This is a genomic window from Desulfitobacterium elongatum (assembly GCF_055378975.1).
The window spans coordinates 2,066,226-2,080,006 of record NZ_AP038772.1 but is presented as its reverse complement, the minus strand read 5'-3'; the positions used below and the strand labels follow the sequence as shown (position 1 = coordinate 2,080,006).

15 protein-coding genes and 1 riboswitch are annotated in these 13,781 nt (G+C 43.6%); of the genes, 5 read left to right on the top strand and 10 right to left on the bottom strand.

Annotated features, from left to right (window positions below):
- Positions 1-127 precede the first annotated feature (127 nt).
- From ACZ42W_RS09870 to buk, 6 genes are all read right to left on the bottom strand, one after another.
- On the bottom strand, positions 128-694 hold the full coding sequence (locus tag ACZ42W_RS09870; RefSeq protein ID WP_464170388.1) for a 2-oxoacid:acceptor oxidoreductase family protein: 567 nt from the start codon (positions 692-694) through the stop codon (positions 128-130).
- Positions 687-1,529, bottom strand: a complete 843-nt coding sequence (locus ACZ42W_RS09865) for a thiamine pyrophosphate-dependent enzyme (protein ID WP_464170387.1) — start codon at positions 1,527-1,529, stop codon at positions 687-689. Before ACZ42W_RS09865 ends, ACZ42W_RS09870 begins: the two co-directional genes overlap by 8 nt.
- A 1-nt stretch (position 1,530) precedes the next feature.
- The gene (vorB, locus tag ACZ42W_RS09860) at positions 1,531-2,601 is read right to left on the bottom strand and encodes a 3-methyl-2-oxobutanoate dehydrogenase subunit VorB (protein WP_464170385.1); all 1,071 of its coding nucleotides are present in this window, start codon (positions 2,599-2,601) and stop codon (positions 1,531-1,533) included.
- Between the two features lie 5 nt (positions 2,602-2,606).
- Positions 2,607-2,831, bottom strand: a complete 225-nt coding sequence (locus tag ACZ42W_RS09855; protein ID WP_464170383.1) for a 4Fe-4S binding protein — start codon at positions 2,829-2,831, stop codon at positions 2,607-2,609.
- A gap of 88 nt (positions 2,832-2,919) precedes the next feature.
- Positions 2,920-3,837, bottom strand: a complete 918-nt coding sequence (locus ACZ42W_RS09850; protein ID WP_464170381.1) for a bifunctional enoyl-CoA hydratase/phosphate acetyltransferase — start codon at positions 3,835-3,837, stop codon at positions 2,920-2,922.
- 40 nt (positions 3,838-3,877) lie between these two features.
- Positions 3,878-4,942, bottom strand: a complete 1,065-nt coding sequence (gene buk / locus ACZ42W_RS09845) for a butyrate kinase (RefSeq protein WP_464170379.1) — start codon at positions 4,940-4,942, stop codon at positions 3,878-3,880.
- A 214-nt stretch (positions 4,943-5,156) separates the two neighbouring features.
- Here buk and ACZ42W_RS09840 point away from each other — a divergent pair, with 214 nt between their 5' ends.
- Positions 5,157-5,516, top strand: coding sequence for a hypothetical protein (locus ACZ42W_RS09840; RefSeq protein ID WP_464170378.1), 360 nt, complete (start codon positions 5,157-5,159; stop codon positions 5,514-5,516).
- Positions 5,517-5,568: 52 nt separating this feature from the next.
- Here ACZ42W_RS09840 and ACZ42W_RS09835 read toward each other — a convergent pair whose 3' ends face one another.
- Positions 5,569-7,245, bottom strand: a complete 1,677-nt coding sequence (locus ACZ42W_RS09835) for an ABC1 kinase family protein (protein WP_464170377.1) — start codon at positions 7,243-7,245, stop codon at positions 5,569-5,571.
- Between the two features lie 63 nt (positions 7,246-7,308).
- On the bottom strand, positions 7,309-7,632 hold the full coding sequence (locus ACZ42W_RS09830; RefSeq protein WP_464170374.1) for a phasin family protein: 324 nt from the start codon (positions 7,630-7,632) through the stop codon (positions 7,309-7,311).
- A 238-nt stretch (positions 7,633-7,870) separates the two neighbouring features.
- Positions 7,871-8,058, top strand: a riboswitch (cobalamin riboswitch).
- 135 nt (positions 8,059-8,193) lie between these two features.
- Here ACZ42W_RS09830 and ACZ42W_RS09825 point away from each other — a divergent pair.
- From ACZ42W_RS09825 to ACZ42W_RS09810, 4 genes are all read left to right on the top strand, one after another.
- The gene (locus ACZ42W_RS09825; protein WP_464170372.1) at positions 8,194-9,165 is read left to right on the top strand and encodes an ABC transporter substrate-binding protein; all 972 of its coding nucleotides are present in this window, start codon (positions 8,194-8,196) and stop codon (positions 9,163-9,165) included.
- A gap of 26 nt (positions 9,166-9,191) precedes the next feature.
- Positions 9,192-10,232, top strand: coding sequence for a FecCD family ABC transporter permease (locus tag ACZ42W_RS09820; RefSeq protein WP_464170370.1), 1,041 nt, complete (start codon positions 9,192-9,194; stop codon positions 10,230-10,232).
- Positions 10,233-10,234: 2 nt separating this feature from the next.
- A complete protein-coding gene (locus ACZ42W_RS09815; RefSeq protein ID WP_464170368.1) occupies positions 10,235-11,014 on the top strand; it encodes an ABC transporter ATP-binding protein in 780 nt (259 codons plus the stop codon).
- Positions 11,015-11,161: 147 nt separating this feature from the next.
- A complete protein-coding gene (locus ACZ42W_RS09810) occupies positions 11,162-11,848 on the top strand; it encodes a C40 family peptidase (RefSeq protein ID WP_464170366.1) in 687 nt (228 codons plus the stop codon).
- A gap of 85 nt (positions 11,849-11,933) precedes the next feature.
- On the opposite strand, the gene ACZ42W_RS09805 is transcribed toward ACZ42W_RS09810, so the two are convergent.
- Together ACZ42W_RS09805 and ACZ42W_RS09800 are read right to left on the bottom strand one after the other, a co-directional pair.
- Positions 11,934-12,803, bottom strand: a complete 870-nt coding sequence (locus tag ACZ42W_RS09805; protein ID WP_464170364.1) for an SDR family oxidoreductase — start codon at positions 12,801-12,803, stop codon at positions 11,934-11,936.
- A 45-nt stretch (positions 12,804-12,848) separates the two neighbouring features.
- Positions 12,849-13,724 carry an Fpg/Nei family DNA glycosylase gene (locus tag ACZ42W_RS09800; protein WP_464170362.1) on the bottom strand — a complete coding sequence of 292 codons (876 nt, stop codon included), beginning with the start codon at positions 13,722-13,724 and terminating at the stop codon, positions 12,849-12,851.
- Positions 13,725-13,781: the final 57 nt, after the last annotated feature.

The following is a 13,781-nucleotide window of genomic DNA, read 5'->3' as shown; positions in this document are numbered from 1 at the left end:
ATCAAACAAAAAAGTATGCAATTTAGCACCGCATACTAATAAATTAACATATATCACTCCAACTTGGCTATCTTTGGCAGCGATGACCTAGAGCAAATCCTCTTCGGCAGGAATATAGAGTCCGAGCTCACCCAAGATTTAACCTCTGTGCAAAATCTTCCCCTGCTTTAAGTGCTTGTGAGTTTAGGTCTGCTAATCCCGGCTTCTTGCCGGCTAATTCTCGCATAGCTTGCTTAAACGCATCATCAGAAACCACTGGAGTAATCGCTTGCATTGCACCGAGCATAATAATATTCGCCACTTGATCATTACCTAGATCATGTGCCATTTCATTCACTGGAACATAGATCATCTGAATATCTTCTCTGGTTAAAATTTGTGAATTTTCCACGACAATGGATGAGTTCACATAGAGTGTTCCGCCCGGAACAACTGCATCTACAAATCGTTCAAAGGAAGCTGTATTCATAACGACGGCAATATCTGGCTTCCCTACAGTAGGCGAACCGATTTTTTTATCGGAGATAACCACTGAGCAGTTTGCTGTTCCGCCGCGCATTTCCGGTCCATAGGATGGAATCCACGAGACCTGTCTTTCAGCAATCATTCCTGCTTGAGCAAGGACCTTGCCCATGAAGAGCACGCCTTGACCTCCGTATCCTGCAAGGATCAATCGGGTCATCGTTTTACTCATCTCCGCCTTCCTCCTCTTTTCCATTCAAGGCATTCGGAATTCTGACTGAATTCTTTTCCACCAGGGTCTGAGCCGAATCCCTGTCTACCGTGATATCAGCTTGAGGCACCTTCAGTTCTCCTAAGGTAAAATAAGGCTTCATTTTTTCCTGCAGCCAACTTAACGCTTCGACTGGTGTTACGCCCCAGTTGGTCGGACAAGTCGAAAGAATACTAACGAAAGAATACCCTAGCCCATCAAGCTGAATCTGGAAAGCCTTTTTTATAGCTTTTTTTGCTTTCATAATCTCTTGAGGCGTATCCACAGAGACCGAAGCCACATAGGCTGCACCGTCGACTTGATTTAAAAGCTTAGGCATATCCAGAGGAAAACCCATTTGTCCTGAATCTCGTCCATATGGAGAGGTAGAGGTACGTTGACCAACGAGGGTGGTGGGGGCCATTTGACCTCCAGTCATACCATAGATGGCATTGTTAACAAAGATTGAAGTAATTTTCTCCCCGCGAGCTGCAGCAGAGATCGTTTCAGCTAAGCCGATGGCAGCACCATCACCATCTCCCTGATAAGTAAACACAACACGATCAGGGCGAGCTCGCTTCGCCCCTGTGGCAACGGCGACTGCACGTCCATGGGCGGCTCCGATCATATCACAGGCAAAGTAATTTTCACAGAAACCCGCACATCCAACGGGTGCAATTCCAATGGTTTGGTCAATCAGATCGAGTTCCTCAAGCACTTCCCCAATCAAACGATGAATGATACCGTGTGTACAGCCTGGGCAGTAATGGAAGGGACGATCCGTTAAACCTTCTGTCTTTTTAAAAACGAGTTTCATACTACTTCACCCCTCCTTCAACGAACCGGTCTTTCCAAGCGGCGACCACTTCCTCCGGTTCAGGAGTCATTCCTCCATGACGACCAAAGAAAGCAACAGGTGCCTTTCCATTAACTGCAAGACGCACATCTTCCACCATTTGGCCCGCACTGAGTTCTATACTCATCCAGCCCTTCATTTGATTGACTCGATTGAGGAGCCCTTTCTCCGGGAAGGGCCATAAGGTAATAGGTCGGATCAAGCCAACTTTGAATCCCTCTTCGCGGAGGATATCAATGGCTGTCTCAGTAATTCTTGAACAGGTTCCAAACGCTACAAAGGCATACTCTGCATCTTGCATGAGGTACTCCACATAACGTTGTTCGCTTTTATGCATTGCATCAATTTTCGCATTCCAATGTAAGCTATGCACTTCGCCGACTTCGTTCGAAAGCGTATAACTCACAAGATTATTCTTGGTTTTTGTCGTACGGCTTTGAAGACCGTTTGCAGCCCAATCTTTCGATGGGAGTTCTCTTTTCTCACGATCTACAAACTCTACCGGCTCCATCATTTGGCCTAGAATTCCATCTAAAGCGATAATAACAGGATTACGCCACTGATCAGCCAGATCAAAGGCATCTTGAGTTAAGTCCACCATTTCTTGAACTGTGGCAGGAGCGAGCACAATCGAGTGATAATCTCCATGTCCTCCCCCTTTTGTTAATTGGAAATAATCAGCTTGTGTAGGTCCTAAACCCCCTAAGCCTGGACCATGTCTCATGACATCGACGATGACAGTCGGTAGTTCGCCGGCGAACAAATACGAAACCCCTTCTTGCATAAGAGAGAAGCCTTGGCTCGATGTCGCAGTCATTACTCGCTCCCCTGCCGCAGCAGCACCATAAACCATGTTGATTGCAGCAACTTCACTTTCAGCTTGAAGATAAGTCCCGCCTATAGCTCGCATTTTCTTAGCCATGTACTCTGGAACCTCAGTCGATGGGGTAATAGGATAGCCAAAAAACAATCGACAATCTGAACGGAGAGCTGCTTCGGCAATTGCTTCGTTCCCCTTCATCAATAATCTCACTGGACTCACTCTCCTTTATTATCGATTCGATAGACTTCCAAGGCCAGATCAGGGCAGACTAATGCGCAAAAAGCACATCCTATACAGCGATCAGCTTCTATCATTTGAACAGCATAATGCCCTTTTGCGTTAACAACTTGTCCAATGGACAGAATTTTTGGGGGGCATACACTAACACAGAGAGAGCACCCCTTACAACGATCAACGTTAATTTGTAAATGTCCAGCCATTGCGATTCCTCCTTAAAGGGGTAAATACCTATTCTTTAGCCATTGTACCAAGTAAACTGAATATATTCACTTAATATCATTCTAATTTTTAGATAGAACGAACTGCCTGCTGACTCAAGGCTGCCATAATAATGGACATCACCTTACTACGAGGGGAGTCATTTCGAGAGGTTAAAACAATAGGAACTTGGGCACCGAGGATGATACCGGCCATCATTCCTCCTGCAAAATAAACGAGGGATTTCGCAAGGACATTTCCAACTTCGATTGTTGGGACCAAAAAAACATCCGTATCTCCGTTGATCTTACTTTCTATTCCTTTGTGCCTTAAGGCTGCTGAGCTCATGGCCCCATCCAAAGCAAGGGGACCCTCGAGGATCGCTCCCGGAAAGCACCCTGCTTTGCTCATCTCTGCCAAAGCCTTAGCATCCATTGAGGCTGGCATCTTCGAGCTAGGAATCTCATTCGCTGCTAAAGCTACGATATTGATCTTCTCCATACCAATGGATTTCAGATAATCAATCGTACTCGTCAATATCTGCTTTTTTTGTTCTATATTGGGGGCTATATTCATTCCACCGTCTGTAACGAAATATAAATGAGGAAAACCTGGGATTTCGAAGGCTGCCAAATGGCTTAGTAATCGTCCAGTCTTCAGCCCACGTTCTGGACGTAGTACTGCTCGCAGAAAATCTGCGGTATTCACTAGGCCCTTCATGAGAAACTGTGCCTCACCATCAACAACTTGATCTACCGCTAGATTTGCAGCTTGTTCCAGATTGGTTTCGTGGATGATTTTACTTTTATTTAAATCTAGACCTATTTCTTCTGCTAACAGAATGACCTTTTCTCGATCGCCCACTAATATGGGTTCGATATACCCACCCTCTTGAGCAAGTTTTACCGCTTCGAGAACGTCTTTGTCTGCAGCAGCAGCAACAGCCACCTTTACCGTATTCAAATTTCTCGCATGATCCATTAGATTTTCAAATCCGGTATAGCGCAAAGGGAACACTCCTTTATACTCGTGAAAAATTTAGTAAAATCTAACCTCTATAGATTTGGGCCTGCTCTTCCCCTTTTATTACTCGAAGAGCGCCTAAAGCAAGTGCTTCCATCTCCACTTCTCCCGGGAAAATTTCTATCGGTGCAATAAATTGAACTCTTTGAATTATCGCCTGTGTGACAAATTTTGAATAAGCCAAACCACCCGTTAGTACAATCCGATCGACTTGACCGGCAAGTACTGTGGCCATCGCGCCTATTTCTTTTGCTACTTGATAACTAAGAGCTTCTAATACTAATCTTGATTCCTCATCCCCAGCATTTATCCGTTTCTCAACTTCGCGGACATCCTTGGTACCCAGATAGGCATAGAGTCCCCCCTCACGATTTAAGAGCGATATGACCTCCTTCTCTGTATATTTTCCCGAAAAACACAACTTGACCAGAGAGATAGCAGGTACCGTTCCACACCGTTCAGGAGCAAAGGGTCCTTCGTTATTCGCATTATTGACGTCAATCATACGTCCCTTCCTATGGGGAGAGACTGATATCCCGGTTCCCAAATGAACAACGATCAAATTGAGCTCTCGGTACGACAATCCCAATCGATCTGCAACCTTGTGCGCAACCGCTTTCATATTCAGGGCATGGGACAAGCTAAAACGCGGTAATTCAGGATGCCCTGACAAGCGTGCAATCGGTTCCATCTCATCAACCGTAACAGGATTAACAATATAGGCTGGAATCTTTGTTTTCTCAGCCAAGGAATAAGCGAGTATACCTCCCAAATTGGAAGCATGTTCCGAAATAGCGTTATGAAGTGAGTTCACCATATATTCATCTACAAGGAAAGTCCCCCCTGGCAGTGGACTTAAAATTCCGCCACGTCCAACGACAGCATCAAGAGAATCGATACTTAATCCATGCTGTTCGAAGGTCTCGCGAATTTTCATCTTGCGATAAGGATACTGTTCATTAATCCTGCTGAATCCCCTTAATTCTTCAGCCGGGTGCTCAATGACTTCTTTCCATAGACACGTCGAATCTTCGAATAAGGCAATTTTCGTCGAAGTGGATCCAGGATTAATCGCTAGAATTTTTCTCATTCGTCACCTCAATAATATGAATTTTTCATCCGAGCTTTTAAGAATAGAATTTATAGAAACAACCAAATCTAATAAGGTCTCAAACGAAAATTTCTGTAAAGATAGCCTAAAAGTAAATATTTTCGAATTCTTTAATTAGAGTGACTTGCAGTAAGGTTCTTTAAATTATATCAAACCTCGTCCAAGAAACAAATATAAAAGGAGTGTACAACAGATGACAGAAAGAAATATTCTCGCCTACTTTAATTCGGTGGATCAGGCCGAGGCGATAGCCAACCAGCTAAAAAGCTTGGGGATATCTGACGTACAAATTGACAGAATCCACAAATATCCTGAAGGGACTGCCGATTATGTCATGAATCCAGCGACAGGGCAGATTGGAAGCCTATCCGATTTAACCCTCGGAGATATAAGCGGGGATGTAGGACCTCTAACTGCAAGTGATCCAGCCGCTAGTGGCATGAGCGGGCAGAGTTCTGTCACAGGTCGAGACGTTTTACTAGCTGCTATCGTAGATGACTCACAGTTTGATCAAATCCGCAGCGATATTCGTTCAAATGGAGGTTTAATCTAACACCAATGGAGCTCTCCAGTTTAGAGTCGAACGATTGATTAGGTATACATATTTAGAACCGGCCCGATCGAAAAATCGAAAAGATCAGGAGTAGAAACATGACTGCGGCGACGACAAACCCTGCTTCGATGGCCGGAATATGCCAGAAGACAAGAGGTTCTTTCCCGAGTGCAGAAGCTATAACGAGACCACACATTATGATGCTGAAGGATAACAGGATAATACTAAAGGAAATCTGATTACTGATTCGATCAAGCTTTCGTAAGAAGGTCTCCAATTCTGGAATGATGATCTCGATCCGAGTCCTTCCCCTCTGAATCGTATGCAAAAGCGCCTTCGTCTGCTTGGGGAGTTCGATAATCAGTTCAGTATATTCCTTCAGATTATGCCAAGCCTTCTCCGCTAGGATCGTTGGATTGAAGCGTTCTTTTAGAAGTTGTCGCCCAAAAGGTTCAGCAATATTGACAATACTAATATTCGGATCAAGACGCTCAACAATCCCTTCAAGACTGAGCAAGGATTTCCCTAACAGGACGAGGTCAGAGGGGATAAGAATTCGGTGTCGAAAAGCGATCTGAAACAAATCATTCACTGCTTCCCCGAGATGAACTTGGCTCAAGGGAACATCAAGATACTTTTCTCTCAAGAGATCTACATCTCGAAACAAAACCTTGCGATCGATATCATCGGGCACAATTCCCATTTCAAATACTGCATCAATCATGTCCTCTGTTTTTTGCCTCATCATCCCGATGACGAGCGAGGCGAAGTTGTACTTCATATCGGGTGAAAGCCGACCAACCATCCCAAAATCAATGAAAGATATAATTTGTCCTGGCAGGACAAAGATATTTCCTGGATGGGGATCACCATGAAAAAATCCTTTGATTAGAATTTGCTTAAACATCGCCTTAATAAGATTTTCAGCGAGAACCTCACGGTTATATCCAAGATTTTCGAGATTCTCAATCTGACTAAGCTTTACCCCACGCATGAACTCAAGAGTTAATACTCTTTTTTTAGAATACTCCCAATACACCTTAGGGATTTGAATCGTCGTGTCCTCAGCGAATTGCTTCGCAATCTTCTCAGCGTTGCGCCCCTCGATACTGTAGTCGAGCTCACTACGAAGTGAGCGAGCAAATTCGTCAACCATGTCCCTCACATGATAAAGCGCCGCCCACTCAATTCTCCTCTCGGCAAGCCCTGCAAGATCCAAAAGAATCTCAAGATCCGTTTCGATAGTATGAGCTATCAAAGGTCGCTGAACTTTGACTGCGACTTCCTCTCCTGACTTGAGTACCGCATAATGTACTTGGCCAATCGAAGCTGCAGCAATAGGAGTTTCATCGAATTCCATAAAGATGTCGCTTGGGGCGGCCCCAAGTTCGGCTTCAATGATCTTACTCGCTTCAATAAACGAAAAAGGAGGCACCTGATCTTGAAGTTTTTCGAGCTCAGTAATCACATACGCTGGTAAGATATCCGGTCTTGTGCTCGCAATTTGCCCCATTTTGACATAGGTTGGCCCTAACTCTTCAAGCGCTATCCGCAAACGTTCTCCTAACGTTTGCGGATCCACCTCTTCTTCGGTTCGAAAAATCCGCTTTGGAAGAGACAATAAATTAATGAGCCCCATCTCTTCTAGGATGAGGCCGAACCCGTGCCGGGCGAGAACTGATGCGACTTCGCGATAACGATTGATATGACGGATTCTTCTTCCGATCATTTCGATTCCCCTAGCAAAACAGTATTAATATCTCAAAGATTCTCAACGTTTGTTGTCATCAATTCAATCATTACCAGGAGTATGGTCTTGAATATTTCCCTGAGCATTTTCCAACTCCACGATCCGTTTCTCGAGTCTATCGATATCCACTTTACTCGGGATATTCAATTCCTCTAATATCTTCTGAACTTGATCTCGAAGTTTTGTATTAATCTCTTTATGCTGCTCGTTGCCTTTCTGGATGAGTTCGTTGATCAGATCCTTGGACTCACTTGCGGAAAGTTCTCCTTTTTTTACAAGTTCATCGACGACCTTTTCGATTTGCTCCTTACTCACAACTGCAAACCCTAGACCCAATGCCAAACCTTTTTTGATTAAATCTTTCACAGAAAACACTCTCCTTTAAGCTTAAGTACTGGTAGTTCGCACATTCCATCGATACCCTGGCATCATAAAACCTACCCTAAGAAAAATCTATTCCATTGGATACAGTAAAATCCTTCTCTTACTATTATTTGCTTACTCTTCTAAAAAGATTCGAATCACCATCAAGATAATGATAACCACTTGGTGCAAAGAATATCTTGGACTTTAACTTATGCATGCTATATAATTGAAATAAAAGAATATAGCATGATGATTAGGTTCTCCTCCTATATGAGTTGAGAGGAGTAAAAGGGTAAGTCGGTGTAATTCCGACGCGGTCCCGCCACTGTAAAATGGAAGTGTATTCTTCTATGCCGCTGTCCTATGACTGAAAGGCGTGAATACATTGCCATAAGCCAGAAAACCTGCCTATTCATTCGAGCGTACATCCTTCGAGGACAAGGAATAGTCGCTGCAAAATGGAATATTTCTAACGCAGCAAATCAAAAACCTTTTATCCTCGTGGTAAAAGGTTTTTCAATTTCTTTCTTCCTCACGTGCACAGAAAGGGGTAACAAAGCGATGAGAGATGTCAAATTATTCCGAAAAACAGCGATTGTATTTTCCCTTATCTTCTCCTTGATTTTCGTTAGTGGTTGCAGCACAACCCAAACTCCACAACAGCACTCGAAATCTCCCGAACAGAAAACTTCACTTCAAACGATTTATCCTCTCGTCTTTAAAGATGATGCGGGAGTAGAAACAACCCTTAAGAGTAAACCTCAACGGATCGTGTCCTTTGTCCCCGCCTCCACAGAGACTTTATTTGCGCTTGGCCTAGAAGGCAAAGTCATTGCCGTCACCAAATATGATGATTATCCCCAAGGGATTCAGCAAAAAGTAGAATATATCTTTGAAGATAGCCTTCATCCAAATGTCGAACAAATCCTAAAGCTTAACCCAGATTTGATCGTCTTAGGTATGCAGGATGAAAAAACTGTGAGCTCCATCCGAAATCTTAAGATTCCCGTTGTTCAGGTAAATCCTCAGAGTCTTGAGGCTACATACAAAACCATTGAGAAATTCGGACAAATCACCGATGCCCAAGAACAAGCAAAGAAAATTGTTGACGGGATGAAACTGAAGGAAAAAACGATTTCAGACAAAGTCGCTACTATTAAATCTACAGATCGAGCTAAGGTGTGGATTGAAGTCGATCCCGACCTTTTCACTGCAGGAGAAGGCACTTTTCTGAATGAGCTCCTCACAAAAGCAGGCGGAATTAATATTGCCAGTGATGTTAAGGATTGGGCTCAATACAGTGCCGAAAAAGTTATAGCTAAAAACCCTCAAGTCATTCTTGACACCTATTCTTACTACCTACCCAATGTGAAGGATACAATCTTAGTGCGTCCAGCCTGGCAAACTATCGAAGCAGTTAAGAATAAAAAAGTTTACGATTTAGATAGTGATATGGTTACTCGACCGGGTCCCCGTATTGTTGATGGATTAGAATCAATAGCAAAAGCTATTTACCCAGAACTGTTTAAATAAGAACGTAATCAGGAGGAAGGAAAGGCATGAGCATCAAAACTCTAGCCCCGAAAAGTATATCGTGGATCAGTGGCCTGTTCATTCTTCTCCTATTCTCCATGGTTTTTAGCGTCATGACTGGCGCCGTTCGTCTCCCTTTCCATCTTACTTGGCAAATCCTCCTGAATCATTTGCCCTTCTTGAGTTTAGATGCGACTTGGACGATGGCTCAGGAAACGATTGTATGGAATTTGCGTTTACCACGCGTATTTCTTGCTTTGGTCGTGGGTGCGATGTTAGCTGCATCAGGGGTTGCCTTTCAAGGTATACTCCGGAATCCCTTAGCTGATCCTTATATTCTCGGAGTATCTTCAGGAGCCGCTTTCGGTGCGGCTACCTCTATCGTATTTTTTAGAAGCTCATCGTTCTTTGGTCATCTTTCCCTCCCCCTCTTTTCCTTCGCAGGAGGACTTATTTCCCTGGGCTTTGTCCTAGCACTCTCTAAGCAACAAGGCCAACACGAAAGGGAAACACTGATTCTTTCTGGAGTCGTTGTGCAATCCTTGCTGGGAGCATTTCTCTCCTTTTTAATCGCAATCTCAGGACAACAGATGCAAGAAATCGTTTTCTGGATGATGGGGAGTCTTGCGAATCGCACTTGGACAGATGTGTTTATTCTTCTCCCTTATTTCCTCATAGGATTAACCTACCTTCTCTTTCAGCAACGAGACCTCAACGTACTCGCACTCGGTGAGAGAGCTGCAACCCACCTTGGGATGAATGTTGAACAAAAAAAAATCATTATCTTAGTTGTCGGCTCTCTCTTAACTGCGGCAGCAGTCTCAGTCGTTGGAATTATTGGCTTTGTTGGGTTAATCGTCCCCCATCTTATGCGCCTCTCAGTAGGGCCTGATCATAGAATTCTTCTTCCTGTCTCAACCTTGGCTGGAGCAATTTTTCTATTATGGTCTGATACTTTGGCTCGTACGCTTTTAGAATCACGGGAGATTCCGATTGGAGTCATTACGGCATTTGTTGGTGCACCGTTTTTTGGGTATTTACTAAAAAACAGGCTAAGGAGGGATTAGGGATGAGTTTATTTGAGCTTGAACACGTTAACTACCGTTATGGAACTTTTCCTGTCTTATGTGACATATCCTTTACAATTGCAGAAGGAGAAATATTCGGGATTATTGGGCCCAATGGAAGTGGAAAATCGACGCTTATTCGCTCAATGAGTGGCCTACACTCTCTTTCCTCAGGAAAAATCCTCCTTCGCGATAAACCTCTTAGCTCGTACTCTCATAAAGAACTCGCTCGCCAAATTGCAGTACTTGAACAAGAAGGTACTCCTCCTCTACCCTATACCGTGGAACAAATTGTCTCCATGGGACGATACCCATGGTTAAAACCCTTTTCAGAGCTTGGAGCACATGATCGTGAAATTGTGGAGAGCGTCTTAAGAAATTTAAATTTATGGAATATTCGATCGAAGAAAGTAAGTGCCTTGAGTGGAGGACAACGACAACTCGTTTCCTTGGCCCGTGCGATGGCCCAAGAACCCCGGATTCTAATTTTAGACGAGCCAACGACTTATCTTGATATTGGGCATCAGATTCTTGTCATGGAGCATGTACGCAAGTGGCATCAAGAACAAGGACTCACCCTGATTATGGTTTTACATGACCTGAATATTGCAGGTCAGTATTGTGATCGGCTACTCTTACTTGATCAAGGAAAGATCATTAATTGGGGAAATGCTGCAGAAGTCCTAAACGAAGACATCCTTGCTAAGATTTATAAAGCTGATTTAATACGAATCGAACATCCCACTTTAGGTGTGCCACAATTTTTGTTAAGTGGTAGATAAACAATTCTTACAAATGCTAGAATTATTACCAAAGTTTTTATAAGGACAAAGTGAATAATTTATCATATACTAGAGACAACCTTCCAAAGGGCGGCGGGTTGTCTTTCTTTTGGACATCTATCGCTTACTCGAAAGGAGAAATGCATCGTGAAAAAAAGTGTAAATATAATCATGACCACTATTTTAACAATCGGGCTTCTTACCACAGCAGTCACCGCAAAACCACAAGCACTTACAGACACAGTCAATCTTTCCTACGAAGCAAGTCGTCCTGATGAGATTCAAATCGCAGCGGAAAGTCCCAAACAAACTTCCGATACTCAAACCGTTACTTCGTCGCTCGAAAGCACCTCAGAAAAGCCCTCCTCTAATAACGTCGCGCCTCGCCCGCGTAGTTCAACCTCACAAGTATCAAGAGGGCAAAGTACTAGCACTCCGACGAAATCCGTGAGTTCCTCTAGTAATAGTTCAAAAGCCAGTGCGATTATCAGTACTGCTAAACAATATATCGGGGTAAAATATGTCTGGGGTGGAACAACTCCAAGTGGCTTTGATTGTTCAGGATACACCCAGTATGTATTTGCTCAACAGGGAATTTCCTTACCCCGTGTTTCTCGTGATCAGTATGCGCAAGGAACCGCAGTCTCCTATGAAAACCTGAAAGCAGGTGACCTCGTCTTCTTTTCACTCGATGGAGATAAGGTCATCGACCACGTTGGAATTTTCATTGGAAATGGACAATTTATCAATGCATCAAGCTCTAAAGGAGTAACCATCTATTCGATGGGATCCTATTGGAAATCCCATTATATTGGGGCTAAGCGCGTTCTCTAGTCAGCGCGAACAACTCAAATATACTGTTCACAAAAAACTACTCCGCATCGTTTTTGATGCGGAGTAGTTTTTTACAACCCCCAACCTAACCGTTAATAATTGTTCCGCCGTTAATGTGAAGAATCTGACCTGACATAAACGACGAGTCACTTGAAGCAAGAAATACATAGGCGGGAGCAATCTCCTTTGGTTGTCCTGCCCTCTGCATGGGTGTCGTACTCCCAAAAGTAGCTACCTGATCAGCAGGGAATGAAGCCGGAATCAAAGGAGTCCACACTGGACCCGGTGCTACCCCATTTACACGGATTCCTTGCTTAGACAAAGACTCAGAGAGGGAACGAGTGAACGCTACGACTGCTCCCTTACTGGCTGAGTAGTCAATGAGTTGATCATGACCTTCATAAGCTGTAATCGAAGTTGTGTTAATAATAACTGCACCCGATTTGAGATGGGGTAGTGCCGCCCGAGTAAGGAAGAAGCAAGAAAATATATTTGTCTTAAAGGTCCGTTCTAACTGAACTGCAGAAATATCCAGTAAACTATTCTGCACATGCTGTTCTCCAGCATTATTGACAAGAATCTCTAAATGACCAAAGGCTTTAAGTACATCTGATACCACTTTTCCGCAAAACGCCTCTTCACCAATATCCCCTGAGAGCAGAAAACACTTCTTGCCCAACGCTTGAATTCTTGACTGAGTCGCTTCAGCATCAGAATGCTCATCCCTGTAAACGATCGCGATGTCTGCTCCCTCTTTTGCAAAAGCAATCGCTACAGCTCGTCCGATTCCACTATCTCCTCCTGTAATTAGCGCTACTTTTCCTTCGAGTTTTCCACTTCCATGATAATTGAAATCTTCGGCAAGAGGAAGTGGATTCATCATAGACTCTACTCCGGGTTGTTTATCCTGATGTTGCGGCGGAAAAGCAGGCTTTGGAAGCTTTGTCTGACTCAAATTAATTGACCCCCTTTCATTGAATATTTAGGCGTTTACACTCCACTACTTTTGGCATCGGGGGCAGAAAAAGGCATTTCTTCCCCCTACTTCTTCCTTAACGATAGACTGACCACATTCGAAACAGGGATCACCCTGTCTATCATAGACACGGAAATAAGGGATGAACCCCCCAGTAAAATCATCGTTTAGAGTAAACGGTTCCTCCATATCACCTCCTTGTTTGATAGATTCTTCCAGTATATTTCTTAGCGCACTAAAGAGTGTTATACGCTCGGAAGAAGAAATTGATCCTATCTTCCTTGTCGGTAACATACCCGCTCCAAATAATGACTCATTGGAGTAGGCGTTCCCGACCCCTGAAATATTCTTCTGCTGCATCAGCCAGGGCTTAATCATCCCCCGCTTGCTTGCCTTCGCTAAGAGCAGACTAAAATCTTCCGAACCAAAAGCTGCATCTAACGGATCTGGGCCCAATTCATCAAGGATCGACCTAAGTTCATCTTCCTCATAAAGTCGGAGATAACCTAGTGTAAGCTGACAAAAGAAAAGGAGTGATTCATCCTCCAGCAGAAATAAAACACTAGGCTTTCCGGAAAGGCCCTGTACCTTTTCGTATATTCGATTGACTTCCCCAAAGTCTGAATTTTCGAGAGGCGAATCCTTCCCTGATAAGTAATATAACCTACCATCCAACATCATATGGGCAAGGAGCTTAAGTCCATTACTCAGGCTAAATACTAAATACTTCCCCTTGCGTTCTACAACCGATATCTTTGTGCCGATAATTCGATGACTAAAGATATCAGTTTCGAGGTTAACGCACTTTGGACGATATATCCAAACCTGATCAATCGTTTTCCCTTTTACTGTTGAATTGAGGTTATTTTTATAAAGCTCCATCTCAGGAATTTCTGGCATAGCTTCCCCTCCTAGTATTAAAATTCCCTTAAGTATCTCTGATTATAAGGAGATTCT

Excerpts from the sequence above, each read along its gene's own strand:
- ACZ42W_RS09815 (WP_464170368.1), top strand. The coding sequence starts at position 10,235 with ATGAGTTTATTTGAGCTTGAACACGTTAACTACCGTTATGGAACTTTT.
- ACZ42W_RS09825 (WP_464170372.1), top strand. The coding sequence starts at position 8,194 with ATGAGAGATGTCAAATTATTCCGAAAAACAGCGATTGTATTTTCCCTT.
- ACZ42W_RS09840 (WP_464170378.1), top strand. The coding sequence starts at position 5,157 with ATGACAGAAAGAAATATTCTCGCCTACTTTAATTCGGTGGATCAGGCC.
- buk (WP_464170379.1), bottom strand. The coding sequence starts at position 4,942 with ATGAGAAAAATTCTAGCGATTAATCCTGGATCCACTTCGACGAAAATT.
- ACZ42W_RS09800 (WP_464170362.1), bottom strand. The coding sequence starts at position 13,724 with ATGCCAGAAATTCCTGAGATGGAGCTTTATAAAAATAACCTCAATTCA.
- ACZ42W_RS09820 (WP_464170370.1), top strand. The coding sequence starts at position 9,192 with ATGAGCATCAAAACTCTAGCCCCGAAAAGTATATCGTGGATCAGTGGC.
- ACZ42W_RS09835 (WP_464170377.1), bottom strand. The coding sequence starts at position 7,245 with ATGATCGGAAGAAGAATCCGTCATATCAATCGTTATCGCGAAGTCGCA.
- ACZ42W_RS09855 (WP_464170383.1), bottom strand. The coding sequence starts at position 2,831 with ATGGCTGGACATTTACAAATTAACGTTGATCGTTGTAAGGGGTGCTCT.
- ACZ42W_RS09870 (WP_464170388.1), bottom strand. The coding sequence starts at position 694 with ATGAGTAAAACGATGACCCGATTGATCCTTGCAGGATACGGAGGTCAA.
- ACZ42W_RS09865 (WP_464170387.1), bottom strand. The coding sequence starts at position 1,529 with ATGAAACTCGTTTTTAAAAAGACAGAAGGTTTAACGGATCGTCCCTTC.